The 16,145-nt window shown below is 65.4% G+C and carries 14 protein-coding genes and 1 pseudogene; 7 read left to right on the plus strand and 8 right to left on the minus strand.

All coding sequences use genetic code 11. The features are described from left to right. Window positions 1-101: 101 nt before the first annotated feature. Entirely contained in the window at window positions 102-704 is a 603-nt protein-coding gene (locus tag ACZY0X_RS26525; protein WP_463774677.1) for a WhiB family transcriptional regulator, read from the minus strand. 591 nt (window positions 705-1,295) lie between these two features. Between ACZY0X_RS26525 and ACZY0X_RS26530 the strand changes: the two genes are divergently transcribed. Then, entirely contained in the window at window positions 1,296-2,429 is a 1,134-nt protein-coding gene (locus tag ACZY0X_RS26530) for an alkene reductase (RefSeq protein ID WP_463774678.1), read from the plus strand. A 14-nt stretch (window positions 2,430-2,443) separates the two neighbouring features. Beyond that, a complete protein-coding gene (locus tag ACZY0X_RS26535) occupies window positions 2,444-3,553 on the plus strand; it encodes an XdhC family protein (protein ID WP_463774680.1) in 1,110 nt (369 codons plus the stop codon). 38 nt (window positions 3,554-3,591) lie between these two features. Here the strand turns inward: ACZY0X_RS26535 and ACZY0X_RS26540 are convergent, their stop codons facing one another. Both ACZY0X_RS26540 and ACZY0X_RS26545 read right to left on the minus strand, forming a co-directional pair. After that, window positions 3,592-4,407, minus strand: a complete 816-nt coding sequence (locus ACZY0X_RS26540) for an SDR family NAD(P)-dependent oxidoreductase (protein WP_463774682.1) — start codon at window positions 4,405-4,407, stop codon at window positions 3,592-3,594. Window positions 4,408-4,494: 87 nt separating this feature from the next. Next, a complete protein-coding gene (locus ACZY0X_RS26545; RefSeq protein ID WP_463774684.1) occupies window positions 4,495-5,985 on the minus strand; it encodes an APC family permease in 1,491 nt (496 codons plus the stop codon). Between the two features lie 407 nt (window positions 5,986-6,392). Here ACZY0X_RS26545 and ACZY0X_RS26550 point away from each other — a divergent pair. The 3 genes and pseudogenes from ACZY0X_RS26550 to ACZY0X_RS26560 form a co-directional block, all read left to right on the plus strand. Next, window positions 6,393-6,557 (plus strand): annotated as a pseudogene (locus ACZY0X_RS26550) (NADP oxidoreductase); the annotation flags it as partial. A gap of 83 nt (window positions 6,558-6,640) precedes the next feature. After that, entirely contained in the window at window positions 6,641-7,681 is a 1,041-nt protein-coding gene (locus ACZY0X_RS26555) for an alpha/beta fold hydrolase (RefSeq protein ID WP_463774685.1), read from the plus strand. 80 nt (window positions 7,682-7,761) lie between these two features. After that, a complete protein-coding gene (locus tag ACZY0X_RS26560) occupies window positions 7,762-8,457 on the plus strand; it encodes a class I SAM-dependent methyltransferase (protein ID WP_463774686.1) in 696 nt (231 codons plus the stop codon). Here ACZY0X_RS26560 and ACZY0X_RS26565 read toward each other — a convergent pair. Further along, a complete protein-coding gene (locus tag ACZY0X_RS26565) occupies window positions 8,408-8,851 on the minus strand; it encodes a DoxX family protein (protein WP_463774688.1) in 444 nt (147 codons plus the stop codon). The two genes, ACZY0X_RS26560 and ACZY0X_RS26565, sit on opposite strands and share 50 nt — an antisense overlap. Window positions 8,852-9,017: 166 nt before the next feature. On the opposite strand from ACZY0X_RS26565, the gene ACZY0X_RS26570 reads away from it, so the two are divergent. Then, window positions 9,018-9,827, plus strand: coding sequence for a DUF1906 domain-containing protein (locus ACZY0X_RS26570; protein WP_463774689.1), 810 nt, complete (start codon window positions 9,018-9,020; stop codon window positions 9,825-9,827). A gap of 49 nt (window positions 9,828-9,876) precedes the next feature. On the opposite strand, the gene ACZY0X_RS26575 is transcribed toward ACZY0X_RS26570, so the two are convergent. From ACZY0X_RS26575 to ACZY0X_RS26585, 3 genes are read right to left on the minus strand one after another with little or no spacing between them, the layout of a single operon-like run. After that, window positions 9,877-11,061: a M24 family metallopeptidase gene (locus tag ACZY0X_RS26575; protein WP_463774690.1), complete on the minus strand. Its 1,185-nt coding sequence runs from the start codon at window positions 11,059-11,061 to the stop codon at window positions 9,877-9,879. 11 nt (window positions 11,062-11,072) lie between these two features. Beyond that, window positions 11,073-12,542, minus strand: a complete 1,470-nt coding sequence (locus ACZY0X_RS26580) for an amino acid permease (protein WP_463774692.1) — start codon at window positions 12,540-12,542, stop codon at window positions 11,073-11,075. After that, a complete protein-coding gene (locus tag ACZY0X_RS26585) occupies window positions 12,539-14,206 on the minus strand; it encodes an amidohydrolase (RefSeq protein WP_463774693.1) in 1,668 nt (555 codons plus the stop codon). The genes ACZY0X_RS26580 and ACZY0X_RS26585 overlap by 4 nt, the downstream gene beginning before the upstream one ends. Before the next feature lie 127 nt (window positions 14,207-14,333). Between ACZY0X_RS26585 and ACZY0X_RS26590 the strand changes: the two genes are divergently transcribed. Continuing rightward, a complete protein-coding gene (locus tag ACZY0X_RS26590; protein ID WP_463774694.1) occupies window positions 14,334-14,990 on the plus strand; it encodes a TetR/AcrR family transcriptional regulator C-terminal domain-containing protein in 657 nt (218 codons plus the stop codon). Here ACZY0X_RS26590 and ACZY0X_RS26595 read toward each other — a convergent pair. Beyond that, window positions 14,987-16,051 (minus strand): coiled-coil domain-containing protein, encoded by a 1,065-nt coding sequence (locus tag ACZY0X_RS26595; protein WP_463774696.1) that lies wholly within the window; start codon window positions 16,049-16,051, stop codon window positions 14,987-14,989. The genes ACZY0X_RS26590 and ACZY0X_RS26595 overlap by 4 nt on opposite strands. Window positions 16,052-16,145: the final 94 nt, after the last annotated feature.

The raw sequence follows: 16,145 nt of genomic DNA on the forward strand, positions 1-16,145 counted from the left end.
CGCCCGTATGATTCGCCTGTCAATCTGTCGTGTCGTTTACCGATACGCACGGCATGCACTGACCTCCCGCCGTACCCACTCCCCGACGGCCTGCGGCTGTATCAACAGGTGATGGAACTTCGACGTGCGTGGGGCAGCCCTATCAAGCTCCGTCGCTCACGCTCGGCCAGACCTCCCCAGACTCCAAAGAGTTCGCCGGTGCGCAACGAGAACTCGCGACACTCGCTGACCACCGGACATTGCGCACACACCGCTTTGGCCGTCGCCTCCCTTGCCGCGACAGCTGCTCCGCGCTCTCCTTCAGCGGCGAAGAACAAGGCAGGGTCTTCACCGCGGCACCGGCCGCTCCACTGCCATGACCATGCCGCCTCGCGTGGAGTCCGGGGCGTGAAACTCTCCATTGCCCACTGCCCGCCTTTCTGCCGCGGACCGGCAGGCTTCGCCCTCGGCGCATGCGGTTGTACGACAACTGATCTGACGGTGGCCTGGGAGGCACGACGGTGTGCCCGCACTCTTGCCAGAAGTGCCACATCCTGCAGTGGAAGGCGGCGGGCAGGCGGCTCATCCTCCAAGAGGTGCTCCACTCGTTCCTGAAGCTGGATAGGTTCGAGACCAAGAACAGTGAAGGCCACGTCTGCGGGCACTCCCCCGAAGGGGGCCCAGCGCAGCACCATCTCCAGGATGTCGCGGTCGAACCGATCCATACATCTACCACCTCTGCGATCGGGTGAGTGTCGTGCCAAACCGAGACGAACCAGGATCACCTCGGCCGGAGGACAACGTCACGCCAGGCGCGCACCGCCATTGCGCCCTCCACCGTCGACAGGAGCGGTGATGGGGGGTTTCATCGCGGTCCAGCCCTTCTGGCGTAGCTCCCACTGCGCGACTTATCCGCCGTCGACGACCAGCGGAGACAGACGACGTGCTCGCAATACGAGCAGATGTGCGCAGTACGACCATGCTACGACTGGCGTCGTGATTCGTCTAGTGCTCCAGAACACTCGGCAGCCCTTGGGTTGACCCGCATCACAGCCGGTTCACGGCGTGACCCCACCGGGATCTCATATCCGCCAAAATCACGCAGCGTCAGATGCCGCGACGGGTCGCAACCCCTCCTTTTCCTGTGTTAGGAGGCAGGTGGACGGCCGCACAAATATGTGCCACTATACGAGCGGATGCCCACATCGCGCACAGGATGGTGGGCTGGCCGCCTTGCTCACCTGGTCAGGACGTGCGGGGAGCTTTCTACAATAAGGGCTTTCGCCCGCCGCACCGATGGAAGAGTGAGTCTGAAAATGAGCCAGAACAACACCCGCCCGAGCCTGTTTGAGCCGTTCACCCTTCGCGGCGGCCGCACACTCGCCAATCGCGTCGTGATGGCCCCCATGACGCGCTCACGGGCCAGCGAGCCCGGTGACATTCCGTCGACTGCCGCCGACCTCTACTACAGCCAGCGCGCTACGGCGGGCCTGATCGTCACCGAGGCCACCAATATCTCCCTTGCGGGCAAGGGCTACTCCCAGACACCCGGTATCTACGACGACCGTCAGCAACAGCGCTGGTCTGAGGTCATCTCCGAAGTACACGACACGGTGGCTGGCAGCACCATCTTCATGCAGCTATGGCATGTCGGAAGACTCTCTGCGCGTGAGGTCTCCGGATTTCAGCCGGTCGCTCCGTCGCCCGTGCAGGCCCCCACGTCAGTTTGGGTGCGGCGCCCCGACGGCTGGACAGGAATGGTTCAGTGCGACGCGCCGCGAGCTCTCTCCGCGGACGAAATTGGCAGCGTTGTAGCCGATTTCACGACAGCGGCCCGCAGAGCGGTCGACGCGGGCGCCGATGGCATCGAGTTGCATGGCGCCAACGGCTATCTGATCGATCAGTTCATGCGCTCCACCACCAACCAGCGGACCGACCAGTACGGCGGATCGGTCCACAACCGGCTGCGCTTCCTACGCGAGGTGGTCGCCGCCGTTGCGGCTGAGATCGGCCCAGAGCGCCTCGGAATTCGGTTGTCGCCTGTAATCGGAATCACCGACGCCGAGGATCCCGAAATGCTGGGCACCAGCCTCGAAGCCGCCCAATGGCTCAACGAACAACAGCTTGCCTACCTGCATCTCGCCGAGTCCGACGTGTCCTGGCTGGATTCCGAGGGCCTATCTGACCAATTCCGCCAGGATCTGCGCAAGGCCTTCACCGGGCCGATCATCGTCGCAGCCGGCTACGACCGCCCGCGCGCCGAATCGATCATCGCTCAGGGCCTGGCCGACCTCGTCGCATTCGGGCGGCCTTTCATCGCCAACCCCGATCTGGTCAAACGCATGCAGGCCAACGCCGAGATCAGCGATTCCGAGCACGACACCTGGTATGGCGGTGATGAAATCGGCTATACCGACTACCCCACGCTGGCGGCCTCTTCCGCGCCATAGCGGGTAGCTGCAGAATGCAGGATGTCCTGGGCGTGACGGACACCGCCTGGCGGAGTGGCACCCCCGTTGCGGTGGCCACCGTCGTGGCGACGTTTCGTTCGGCGCCACGCTCACCAGGCGCGGCGATGTTGGTAGACCCCGACGGCACTGTGACCGGTTCGGTGTCAGGCGGTTGTGTCGAGGCGGCGGTTTACACCACCGCGCAGGAGGTACTCGCCGACGCCAAACCTCAGCTGGTCCGCTACGGCGTATCCGACGACGACGCATTGGCCGTCGGATTATCCTGTGGCGGAATGATTGACGTGTTCGTCGAGCTGATCACAGCGCGCACATTCTCCGCTTTGGACGTACTAGTTGCCGAGGTGGCCAGCGGGCGTCCTGTCGCAGTGGCCACCGTTATCGAGCACCCTGACCGGGACCGCGTCGGGCGGCACTGGCTGATCCGCGCCGATGGCACCACACCCGAGGACGGCAGCATTCCCGAAGCGGTGTTGACCGACTCCCGGCGTGCACTGGCCTCGGCCACCAACACCTGCCTGTCCTACACCGCGGCCGGGGAATGTGGCGGTACCGCCATGCGGGTGTTCACCGAAAGCTACGCTCCGCGGCCGCGGATGGTCATCTTCGGGGCGATCGACTTCGCGGCGTCGATGGCGCACCTCGGCGCCGATCTCGGGTACCGCGTGACGGTCTGTGACGCGCGACCGTTGTTCGCGACCAGGCAACGGATCCCCGATGCCGAGGACATCGTCGTCGACTGGCCGCACCGATATTTGGCGGCCGAACTCGCCTCCGGCGCCATCGACGAGCGCACCGCCCTTGTGGTTCTCACCCATGATGCCAAGTTCGATGTCCCATTGCTCGAAATCGCCTTGCGGATACCAACTCTGGGCTACGTGGGGGCGATGGGATCACGACGAACTCATCGGCAACGGGTAGCGGCGCTGCGAGAACGCGGCGTCAGCGACGAGCACCTAGGGCGTCTACGGAGCCCTATCGGCCTCGACCTCGGGGCCGGCACGCCGATGGAGACTGCGGTGAGTATCGCCGCTGAAATCATCGCGCACCGCTCCGGGCGCTCGGGAGCTAGCCTGAGCGCCACCAGCACGACCATTCACCCCTGACCGGCGCAACAACTGCGACCGGCCCTGCCTACCGATCTCTAGATCGGCGCGTCGATGAGCTTGCCACCCACATTCTGGCCACCGTCGATCGTAAGGAAATCCCCAGTGTGGAACGACGATTCATCGGACGCAAGGTACAGCACAGCAGGGGAGATATTGTGTCCCGTCGCGCGGATGGCTATCGACTGCGTCGGCAGTTCCTGACTCACGGGGTCCCAGGCGGGCCATACTTCCCGGATGTCATCCTGCATCGGCGAGAATATTAGCCCCGGACCGATGGCATTGACGCGAATCTTGTACTGGCCGTACGCCGCTGCCGCCGCTTTGGTCATCGCGACGATTGCGGCCTTGGTGGCCTGATAGCCGAAGATTCCAGGAGTAGCCGGGCCGATCACCGCCGATGAGATGTTGATGATCGAACCGCCGCCAGCGCGTCTGAGTGCCGGCACTGCGGCGCGGATCCCGAAGAACACGCCGGTCTGATTGACCGCGATCACGTCACGCCATTCCTCATCGGTGGCGTTCTCCGCATCGTTCCACGACATGATCCCCGCATTGTTGACGAGGACGTCGAGCTTGCCGTGATCCTGCTCGATCGAGGAGACCGCCTGCGCCCAGTCCTGCGAGCTTCGAACATCGAGGCGCGTGTACGTCACGGCCAAACCGCGTGCTGCCAGCGAAGCCGCTGTCTGTGCACCCACTTCGTCGCGGATATCGCTGACGATCACCGTTGCACCCTCGCGCGCCAGCCACTCGGCATGCGCTGCACCTTGGCCGGCGCTGCGCGCACCTCCCGTGATCAGCACGACCTTGCCGTCAACTCGACCCGCCATTGTCCTGCCCTTCGAGGTCACTGCTCGTGTGCTTCCAACGAAGGTGCGACACCACCTGCAATCCGGTGTCGCACCTTCGGGATTGTTCTACTCGCCGTTAGACGAGCCTCAGGCTCGGTCAGTCGTCGAAGTGTCTCCCGCTTGGCCGCCGATGCGGCTGTACACACCGGGTCGTGTACGGCGCCATCGGAGGGCTAGCACGATACCGAGCACACCGAGGCTGATGGTGCCCAACTGAAGTGCGATTCCCACAACCATGGAACCGCCGATGAGCATGTCGAAGTTGGTCCCGACGATGAAGAGGAACGTGAGGATGCCAGCAAGGCCGAGGATCGGAGCAACGGTGGTGCTCAGTACCTTCTCGGTATTCTCGTTGCGACGGAAGTACATGACCACAGCCAAACACGTCAGCGCCATCAGGATCAGCAACGCGTAGGCCCCAAGTCCGAACATCCATGAGTAGAAGGTGACGACGTCAGTGCCGACGAGCACGAACGGCACCGTCACCACGATCGCCACAATCGAGGTGATCAGCGACGCTCTCGCAGGTGACGCATGCTTCGGGTGGGCCTGCCCGACGTACTTGGGCAATACCCCGTCCACTCCGAGCGAGAAGGCATAGCGCGCAATCGGGTTATGCGACGACAACACTGAAGCGAACACGCTGGTTACCAAGAGGATGCGGGCGGCATCCTGCATGACCGTGCCTGAATAGGCTCCCAGTTGGTCGGCGAACATCACCGAGGGGTCCGCCTGCGCGACGGTCACAGCCTCAGATGGGCCAACAGCGTTGATGAGCGCCCAACTCGACAGCACGTAGAACAACGCGATGAAGAGGACTGCGAGATAGGTCGCGCGCGGCACGGTGGTGTTGGGGTCCTTGACCTCTGCGCGGTAGAGACTGGTCGCTTCGAATCCGAGGAAACACGCGCTGGCGAACAAGATGCCCATGCCCACCGACCCTGAGCTGAACGCATCCCAGGTGAACGGTTCGAGTGAGCGCCCCTCGGGACCGCCACCGATCAGTACTGGAATGTTCAGGCACATCACGATCGCGACCTCGAGCACCATCAGCACGGCGAGCACTCGACCAGAGATCTCAACGTTGAAGTTCGCCAGCGCCGTGATCAATACCCAGGCGACGAAGGTGTACACCCACCACGGAACTGACGGCAGGCCGGCCACCCCGTGTAACAGTGCATCCGTGAACTGGCCCAACATCGCATAGGCGCCCAGCATCAGCGTCATATATCCGAACATTGCGATGAATGCCGCGCCAAGACCGAGCGGTCGACCCAGCCCCACCGTGATATAGGCGTAGAACGCTCCGCCGAGGCGTGAATGCCTCGTCATCGTCGTGAACCCGACCGCGAACAGCAGCAGCACAACGCCGATCGTGGCGAAAGTCAACGGTGCACCAACACCGTTCCCACTGGCGATCACAATCGGTACGACACCGGCAACCGCACCCAGTGGTGCGGCCAGAGCCAGCACCGTCAGAATCAGCTTGGTCGTGCCCATGTTGCCGCGTAGTTCGGCACCCCCTGCGGGCACCGGTTCCGCAGCCGAGCGGGAACTCGCTGCCGTCGTCTCTGTCACGTTGCGCCTATTCGCCGAATGGGTGTGGCTCCGATTAAGCCATCACACTGCCGCCGGTCTTCACGCTAGTCGATCACCATGCAAGCAGATGCTCGTATAGTGATGCGGGACACTTTGCTTGTCAAGCCGAAACGGACCGCCATGTTTCGATGCCCCGAAACCTTCCGGCGCCAAGCGGGCCGTGCCATACTGACCGCTTTACGGACATTTGCTCGCATTGTGAATACTGTCGAGAATGTCAGCGCGCCCGCGCCAGAAATGCACGATCAGTCGATATCTGCTGTGACACCTGCGTTTTCATGTGCGTTAACCGTGTACGCGGCAGATACTCGACGGCGAGTCCACCGATGACTTCACAGCCTCGTTCGACCAATGTGGTCGGTTGGCATGAGTTCGCGGACGTTCTGCAACTCGGGTTCGAGCCCATCGATGCCGGTCCGATTTCCGAGTCGTGGCGCCAGCAGCCCGGAACACCGTTGTACGGCAAGGATTTCGATGCGGACGAGACCCGCACGGCGCTCGCGGAGGCGACGCCCGAGCGCACCTCCGAATGGACCGCGCGCACGCCGTGAGTCGGTTCCCGGCACCGCGTGGCCTGCCCACGCCGTCATCGCCGCTCTTTCGCTGCTCAGGGGACGGTCGTAGGCTGGCGGTGATGCTGGACAGATCTGAGATCCGGTTCCTTACCCTCGGCGCCCGCCGCGTGGCGTACGAGGTACGCGGGGATGGTCCACCAGTCGTCGCTCCGGCGTGGTGGGTGAGCCACCTCGAACTCGACTCGCAGAGCGCGGGCTTCCGGCGGTTCTGGCAGGGCGTCGCCGATGGGCACACATTGATCCGCTACGACCGGCTCGGCGTTGGAATGTCCGACCGCGCGGTGCAGGAGTCCGATCTGACCATCGACGGCGAGGTCGCGACGCTGCGCGCCCTCCTCGACGAGCTTGAACTCGAGCGCGTGTCACTCATCGGCGGCTCCTGCGGGAGCTGCACCGCGGTCGCGTTTGCTGCCACGTTTCCGGAGCGCGTGGACCGCCTGGTGCTCTACGGGTCCTACTCCCACGGTGCGGCGATTGCGGCGCCCAACGTGACGGACGCGATTCTCGCAGCGGTGCGCGCGCATTGGGGACTCGGATCACGCCTGCTCAGCGACCTCTTCCTGGGTGGTGCCGAGCCTGCGGAACACGAGCGCTTCGCACGATTCCAGCGCGAGGCGGCGACCGCCGAGACCGCTGCCGCGTTGTTGGAGTTCGTCTATCGCCTTGATGTCCGCGGGCACCTTCCCCTAGTCCGTCAGCCGGCTCTGGTCGTACATCGTCGTGACGACCGCGCCGTGCCCTACCGGCTGGGGCGTGAGGTCGCGGCCGCGATTCCGGGCGCGACGTTCATCCCGCTGCAGGGGAGCGCGCACTTCCCCTGGCACGGTGATGCCGACTCTGTCGTGCGCGCTTGCCGCGAAGGGCTTGCACCGGAGCTGGCGTCGCACGGGGCGATCGAACCGGAGAAGGTTCTGCTGTCCAATCGTGAGCGCGAGATTCTCGCCTGCGTCGCAAGGGGTCTCAGCGATCGTGAGATTGCAGAGCACCTGGTGTTGAGTTCGCACACCGTTCACCGCCACGTCGCGAACATCCGCCGCAAGCTCGGGCGCACCTCGCGGACGGCCGCTGTCGCCGAGGCCGCGCGTCTCGGACTTCTGTGAGGTAGCCCGAAGGGGCCATCAGCCAAAGATGGCCGTTTCGGGCGATGCGCGCACCATGCGCCCGTTCGTACGTTCGCGGTATGACCGAGATCGCAAACACACCATCGCCCCCCGCTCTCCAGGACGGTCCTCAATCCGCGGCGTGGCTGCGGATCATGGCCATCTTGTACGACCCGTTTCTCTGGTTCGGCGAGGTCGCAGGTATGCGCCGCCGACGCAGCGCCCTCGTGGGCGAGGCTTATGGACGGGTCGTCGAGATCGGAGCCGGGACCGGGCTGAACATCGCGCACTATCCCGACGGGATCGCCGAGTTGGTGCTGTGTGAGCCCGAGCCGGGGATGCGCCACAGGCTCGCACATCGCCTGAAGGGGCATACCGGTGTCGCGCGGATCGTCGATGCTCCCGCGGAGCGACTACCGATGGCCGACGCATCCGTGGACACCGTCGTCTCGACGCTTGTCCTGTGCACCGTCGACGACCCCGAACGCGCGCTTCGCGAGATCGCACGCGTCCTCCGCCTGGATGGGCAGTTGCTGTTCATCGAGCACGTGCGCGCGAGTTCGCGGTTGCTTGCGGCGTGCCAGGACAGGTTGTTCAGACCCTGGCGCGGCTTCGGAGGCGGATGCTGTTGCAACCGCCCGACCGACGACCTGATGCGCGCGTGCGGGTTTGCCATCGACGCCGACGACGACGTGTGGCGCGGGATGCCCGCGATCGTCCATCCGCTCATTGTTGGGCGGGCCACCCGCGCAGGGAAGCGTTGCGGCGCGCTTTGAGCGCTTCAGTCACCAACGGGATCTGCCAGGGGAATTGCACGATCGCAGCCACTTTCATGGCGAATGTGGACTCATCACTGCCGAACCAGTTGAGCGCGAGTTGCACCTTCGCAGGAATGACCGCGATGAAGAAGGCCGCTGCCAGGGTGGCACCTAGCCGTCTGCTCGGTGATGCTGCCAACATGCCTGCGATCGCGAGTGCGATGGCTCCTGACGCCTGCGTGTACCTGCGTGCGGTACCGGGCAGAGCAGGAGGAATGATTCGGTCGAAGAAGGTCGGCGCGACGAAGTGCATGACACCGGCTGCCGCCAACATCCCCGCCAGCCGCCACGCCGGCCACTGCGTCGCTTGTTCCGGACGGGTAGCGGTGGTGCGAACTCTTTGCTTGCTCATGGGAGAAGGGGCTCCTAACGTCGGTGGCGGACTCGTCGCGCTATCAGTAGGACGGGGCGCGGGCGATAAACGTGACAGAGCGCCGACACAGCTGGAGTGCGTCTCCCTTGAGCATGACCCGGCGAGGCTACAGTGTTCACAGCTGTCACTCTGTTAACATCGCGCCGTGCCGGACTCGCCGTGGACTGCCAGCGGGCGGCAATCTCGCCCGGTTTCCCGGCGTGACGCACTGCGCTACGCCACCGCTGTGTCGGCGTTGGCCGGGTTCGGTGCCGCCGCGGCCGGTGCCACCATGCCCACAGCCGCGGCCGCCGCTCCCACCCTGATCGACTTCGCCATGCGCCAGATTCCAGCCCAGGACATCCGAGCTGCGGGACACTCCGGGGTGATCAACTACGTCTCGACGTCGCGGCCCGGCTCGTCCTTCGGCGCCAAGCCGATCACACTGCCCTACGCCCAATCACTGACTTCCGCCGGCTTGGTGATCGTCAGCAACTTCCAGTACGGAAAGCCCGGCGGGACAGCACCTTCGGACTTCACCCGCGGGTTCCCCGGCGGCGTCGCCGACGCCAAGACCGCCTGGGCCCTGCATACCGCTGCAGGTGGCGGCCAGAGCGCACCGATCTTCTTCAGCGTCGACGACGATATCGACCGCAACACCTGGAACAACGTGGCACTGCCTTGGTTTCGCGGAATCAACTCGGTGATCGGCGAAATGCGCACCGGGATCTACGCGGGCGTCAACCCGTGCCAGTGGGCCATCGAAGACGGCGTGATCGGCAGGTCGGGCTCGCCCGGCAAGGCGTGGATCTGGCAGACCCGGTCCTGGTCCAAGGGCCAGATCCATCCGGCCGCAGTGCTCTACCAGCGGGTCATCGACACCGCCTCGAATCCGGGGCCGGTCGTCGGCGGTATCCGCGTCGATGTCAATGACGTGCTGGCCCAGGATTGCGGCCAGTGGAACATGCACCCCTAGAGTCGGGAGTCAGCGGCAGGGCTCGAGCGCCGAGCACGCCCGTCACCGTCTACCGCGTGATGAACTCCAGTGCATCCGGAGCTTCGGTGAGGCGCCGGAGTCCAGATGCCTCGACCACGAAGTTGTCCTCGATCTTCAGCACGGTCTCGACGCCATCGACGGTGACGGTCACCTCGGGTTCAAGCGCGATGACCTCGCCCTCGATGAGGGTGACGTCGTCGTCCATCAATCCCGGGGTGAACAGGGTCGGTAGTTCGCAGATCCGCAAACCGACACCGTGACCAATGGCGTACGGGGTTCCGCGTAGCCCCTGGCCCTGTAGATAGTTGTTGAGTTCCGCCAGGAGTACCGATGCGCGCACACCGGGCTTGGCGAGGGATTGCACGTGCTGATAGGCGTGGATGAGATGTTCATAGGCAGTGCGGATCTCGGGTCTCGGCTCGCCGAGGAATCCGGTACGCGCGGCGTCCGAGGCGTACCCGCCCACGCCGTAACACCCGATGTCGAAGAAGAACGGATCACCCTCGCGGAAGCGCCGGCCCGCGGCGAACCAGTCACCGCTGCCGTTGCGGAGGTTGCACACCGAGTGCGTCACGAATTCGACGCCGGCCGACTGCTGGAACGCCATCGCCGCAGCGAGTACGTCGTGGTCCGTCCCGCCTACGTGCGCGGCGGCCAGAGCGGCGTCCATCGCCCCGGCGTTCACCCGCGAGGCGGCCTCGAGCAGGCGCACCTCGATCGGGTGCTTGGCCCGGCGCAGACGGTGCAACACCGTCGAGACCGGACGAAACTCCACTCCTGGCAACGCATCCTGCAGGCCGAGCAGGAGTCCCGGGTCGATGCCATCAACTCCTATGATCCGGTGCCCGCTGCGTGAGAGCACCTGAGCGACGATGCGCACCCAGGTCAGGGGATTCGCGGAGGCCGCGGCCCAGGACGGGACGGGGTGTGCCCGCGTGATCCACGGTTGTGGGGCGTACGGGTCGGTGATGACCTCGTCGATGTAGGGCAGGAACACCTCCGCTGCACCGTTGCGGTCGACGGAGACGGCGAACCACTCCGACTCGTTGGTGAGGTGAGCACGGAAATCGGTCGCGTACCGGATGTGGTCGGGCCCCGTCAGCAGGAGCCCGTCCAGGCCCTCGTCGCTCATCATGGCCGAGACACGCTCGAAGCGGGCCCGGTGCAGTTCCACCGCGTCGTACTCAGGCCAGCGATACATGTGGTTGGTCATATCTCTTGCTCCTATTCGTCAGCGATAGATGAGAGTTGGCGATCGACAGGGGCTGCGCCCCGACCGATCGGGGAACAGCGAAAGGCGACCACGCCGAGCAGGCCGATTCCGAGCGAGGCGATCAGCGGTGCGAAGTTGACCACCCAAAGCTCAGCCGCCTCGCGCGGCCAGAGCACGTTGACGATCTCCAGTGTCAGCCAGACCAAGGCGATCCAGGCGACTGCCAGCCCGAACCGGCCGAGGAACAGGGGCTCATCGGGCTGCCAGTTGCCGCGTATCCGCGCGATGGCGAGCCCGAGCACCGGGAAGGTGAACGCGGCGTAGAAGCCGACGGTGGTGAACGCGACCAACAGGGTGTTGATCTGCCCGTTCTGCAACGGCAGGAACATCAGGATCGAGACGACACCGGTCACCACAATCGCATTGACGGGCAGTCTGCCTCGGCCCGACAGTCGTTTGAGCCACGTGGCGAAGGGCAGCTCATTCTCCCGGGCATTGGCCCAGATGAGCCGGGACGCTGCCGCCTGTATGCCGACGAGGCTGGCGAGGAATGCGACGGCAAAGAGCACCAGAATGCCCTGGACCGCGGCGGGAGGCAGATGGGCGGCAAGCACCGCGATGATCGGGTCGCCGTCGGATGTGGCGAGCAGTGCGTCGAGGTCCGGGATGGCCAGGATGATGGCGAAGCTGGTCAGCAGGATCACCAGCCCAACGCCGAGTAGCGAGAACACAATGGCAAGGGGCACAGCGCGCTTGGGGTTCTTGACCTCCTCGGCGATGCTGCTGGCGCTTTCGAACCCCAGGAACGACCAGCCAGCGAGCGCCACCGTGAGCACAAACGGCGTCAGCATGAACGGGGTGCCGGGCTCGGCGGCGAGCCCCTCGAAGAGTATCGCCGGCGTCTGCTCCTGCTTCGCGATCAGTAGATAGACGGCCACGCCGATCGATCCGATCACCTCTGCGGCAATGCACGCGGTGGCAACGACTTTGACGGCGGTTCGGCCGGCCGCGTTGATCGCCGTCGTGATGATCAGCAGGACCACCGCGATGCCCGTGAGGACCGAGGGCGAGGCTGTGTCGAAGCCCAACAGCATCGCGACGAACACGGCGCCACTGTAGGAAACCGAGCTCAGCGCGATCAGGAGTGCCCAGGTGTACGCCCAGCCGGCGAACCAGCCGTACTTCAGCCCCACGAGTCGGCGAGACCACTGGTAGACACCTCCGGCCAGCGGCCACCGCGAGGCGAGCACGCCCAACGCGACGGCGACCGTGAGCTGGCCCAGGAGTGTCACCACCCACCCCCACCAGAAGCCCGGTCCGATGGATTGGAGTCCGAGCCCGAATATCCCGTACATCGCGACGATGGGCGAGACGAACACAAACGCGAGCGAGAACGCCGACCAGAGCGTGAACTCCCGCTTCATCCCGCCGTCTGGGGCGGCATCGACAACGACTGCGCTGCCTGATATTTCGCGGGTCATGCTTCTCCTTGTCGAACGGTGGCGGCCTCAGCCGTTGCCACGGCATATCGATGGCCCCCCAGCCATGTGGCCGTCACCCTGGCTGAGATCAGTTCGGCGGCAGTCGGGTGGTCGGACAGCCCCGAGACGACCGTGAGATCAGCCAGGAAGCCCGGGGTGATACGCCCCCGATCGTGGTCGGCGAACTGCGTGTACGCCGCTCCCTCGGTGGCGGCGCGCACGGCCAGGGCGAGGTCCAACCGTTCCCCGGGTAGCCAGCCACCTGTGTCGTCACCGCACTCGTTACGCGAGATCGCCACGCCGATCGCCTCAAGCGGACTCGGTGTGGTGATCGGATAGTCACTCGATGACGCGATCCGCACACCGGAATCGGCGAGCGTGCGGAACGGGTACTGGGCGTCGGCTCGTGGCCCCTCCAACCGATCGTTGGTCAGGTAGCGCACCACCGAATCCAGCTTGGCCCAGTACGGCTGGATCGCGACCGTGATGTCGTGGCCCCGCATCGCGGCAATCTCGGGCCCGTCGACGAGTTGGGCATGTGCGATGACCGGACGCCGGTCTCGGGGCCCGTTCACGTTCTCGGCGTTCACGATCGCCTCGACCGCGGCTTCGACAGCGGCATCGCCGATTGCGTGGATGTGGAGTTGGAAGCCGAGCCGATCGAACGCGGCCGCGGCCTCGCGCAGCTCGCCGGCCGGCCAGGCGGGAAGCCCACAACACGATGTTCCGTGGTACGGCTCCTTGACGTGCGCGGTGCCGCCCTCGATGATCCCGTCGGCGAAGAACTTGACGGTGTCCGCTCGCAGCAGCTCGATGCCAGCGGTCTCGATCTCGAGGCGAGCCGCGACGAAGCGGTCGATTTCGGCACGCCAATCGTCGGGGTCTGCGCGGAAGGCCAGGTTGAGCCGCACCGGGAGACCCACTCGTGCGGCCTGCAGATAACTTGGCACGTCATCGAGTTCGACCCAGGCGTCCTGCACGGACGTCACACCCGACGCCCGAAGCGTCTGGAGTCCGCGCATCAGGGCCTCGGCGGTGTGGTCGGTGGTTCGTCGGGGAAGGGCGCGCAGCACCGGGAGGAACGCACCCCATTCCCGGAGCGTGCCGGTGGGTCGGCCCTCGGCATCGCGCTCGATCACTCCGTCGCGCGGTTCCGGGGTCGCTGTCGTGATCCCGGCGGCGTTGAGGGCGGCTGTGTTGCACCACATGGTGTGGATGTCGCTGGAACGCAGCGCGACGGGCCGATCGGCAACCACGCCGTCGAGGTCGCGTGCGAAGTAGCTGGCCTGGCGGTCGATGCTCAGGTCGAAACCTTCACCGACGATCCAGGGCAACTCGGGGTGCAGTGCGGCGAAGGACGCGACCGCTGCCACCGCCTCCTGCACGTCGCGCGCCTGGCGCAGCTGGACACCGGTGAGTTCGACGCCACCGATCAACGGATGCGCGTGAGCGTCGACGAAGCCCGGGAAGACGGCAGCGCCATCGAGATCAACGACCGTCGCACCCTCCGCGGGCGGCACGGCTGCGAACTGGACCGCAGCGATGTGGCCGTCCTCGATGGCGATGCTCCCGTTGACCAATCGCTCGCCGTTCCAGATGCGTCCGCCGACGAGCACTTGCCGTCCCACCTGCACATCACCCACCTCCTGCGCCTCCTCAGCCACGTCTGCCTAACGTGATTAGGAAAAGCTAGCAGAGTTAGGCAAAGCTAGTAGGATTAGGACGGATCCTTCCTTTCTGGCCGTGGTGCTAGCGTGAGGAATTTCGCTGGACGGACGCGGAAGGACGACGATGGCAGCGCCGAAGAAGATTCGGGCGCACCTGACCGAAGATCGCATTGTCGACACGGCGCTGGACATCATGCGTGACGACCCCCGGGGCACCTTCACCCTCGCCAAGCTCGCCCAACGGCTCGGTGTGCAGACCCCGTCGATCTACAGTCACGTCCCGAACAAGCAACACATCATCGAGCGGGTGCGCTCGCGCGTTGTCTCGATGATCGACTGCAGCGCGTTTGCCACCAAGGAATGGGATGTTGCACTTGCGGAATGGGCGCGCTCATACGCTGCGGCGTTCGTCCAACACCCCGAGACCATCCCGCTGCTCGCAACCAGCCCAGTCCAGGCCCCGGAACTGATCTCTCAGTACGAGGTGGTGGCGAAGGCGCTGCTCGCCGCCGGCTGGCCCCGATCCGAGATCATCCCGACGTTCACCGTGGTGGAGAGCTTCGTACTCGGTTCGGTGCTGGACCTGATCGCACCCGTGGAGATGGTGCAGCCCACCGAGGGGAACTACCCGGTGCTGGAGTCGTTGCTTGGCCGCGACTCCTTCGACGAGGCGCGGGCGCGCAGGACCTTCGAGTTCGGCCTCGAGACGCTCATGACCGGTTTCCGAGCGCACCTGGACGTGGTGCGGTCCGAGGGCGGCAACCCTGCACTCGTCGACTAGCGGCGTGGCGTCGTCGTGATGTGGACGTGGTCGAAGTGGCCGTAACCGGAGGCTTGCGGACCGGCCGGCGTGTAGTACGTGCCACGCCAGATCACATCCTGTAGCCCCAGTCGACCCGCATTGCTCATCGCGAACGAGAGGATCTGGTCTCCGAGCGCGATGCCCTCGGGGCTTTCGGGGTTGGGAATCATGATGTCGATCGCCAGCCCGCTCGGATGCCACGGCTTCGAGTCCGGCCGGACCCCATCGATATCGGCGATTTGGGGGAACTGCGCGCTGACGGCCCGGGCGGCCACGATCGTGTTGGCCTGTAACCCGGCCTCGGACGCGACGCCAACGGGCAACGCCTCCGGGATGTCCACGCGGGCGGCTGCGAGGGCCGGGTCTCCCGGACCCGGCGCATTCGGCGGCGCAAGCGGGCCCGCGTTGTCGACCACCGCTTGCTGTTGCGGCGTCAATCCCGCGTACTGCGCCTCTGCCGCGGCGATCTGACGCAGCAGTTCACTCCACTTGGCCTGCAGGTCTGCACGCACCGCGGCGGCCCGCTCGGCCGCGGCGCGGGCGTCGGCGGCCGAGCTCTCTGAGGCTCCGGCAGCGGTGGCCGCACGCTCACGTGTGGTTTGAAAGGCCTTCATCTGTGCGGCCGTCTCGGCGGCTACCACCCGCTGCAGCGACAGGTGGTCGATCAGTTGCTGCGGCGAGGATGCGGTCAGCACCGCCGCCATCTGGCCGTTGCCGCCACTCATATAGGTCATCGCCGCCAGCCGGTCGGCGGCGGCCTGATAGGGCTGGAGTTGGGCGTTCGCGACCTCGAGGGCGCCCAGGTCGGCGCGATGGCGGTTTTCGGCCTCCGTCTGGGCAGCCAGCCTGGCGTCGACATCGCGTTGGGCGGTTGTGACGGCCTCGCGACTCTGCACCGCCTGACGGGACAACTCGTTGAGTTTGGACAACGCGTCAGCCGCAGGGTCCGCCTTCACGTCGCTCATCGACATGGCCAGCACCAGCACCGCAGCCGTTAGAGCGCACACCGTTCGCCGCAGTGAATGGCGCACCCGGGTCATTCGGCTTGTCACGATCCTTCGCTGCAAGGACCGATCCTGGCCCGGCTGTCGACGTCCCGGCAAGGCTACGAAGAGATACCGGCGATGTCCACCC

This window comes from Mycobacterium sp. IDUB_39 (assembly GCF_055419205.1).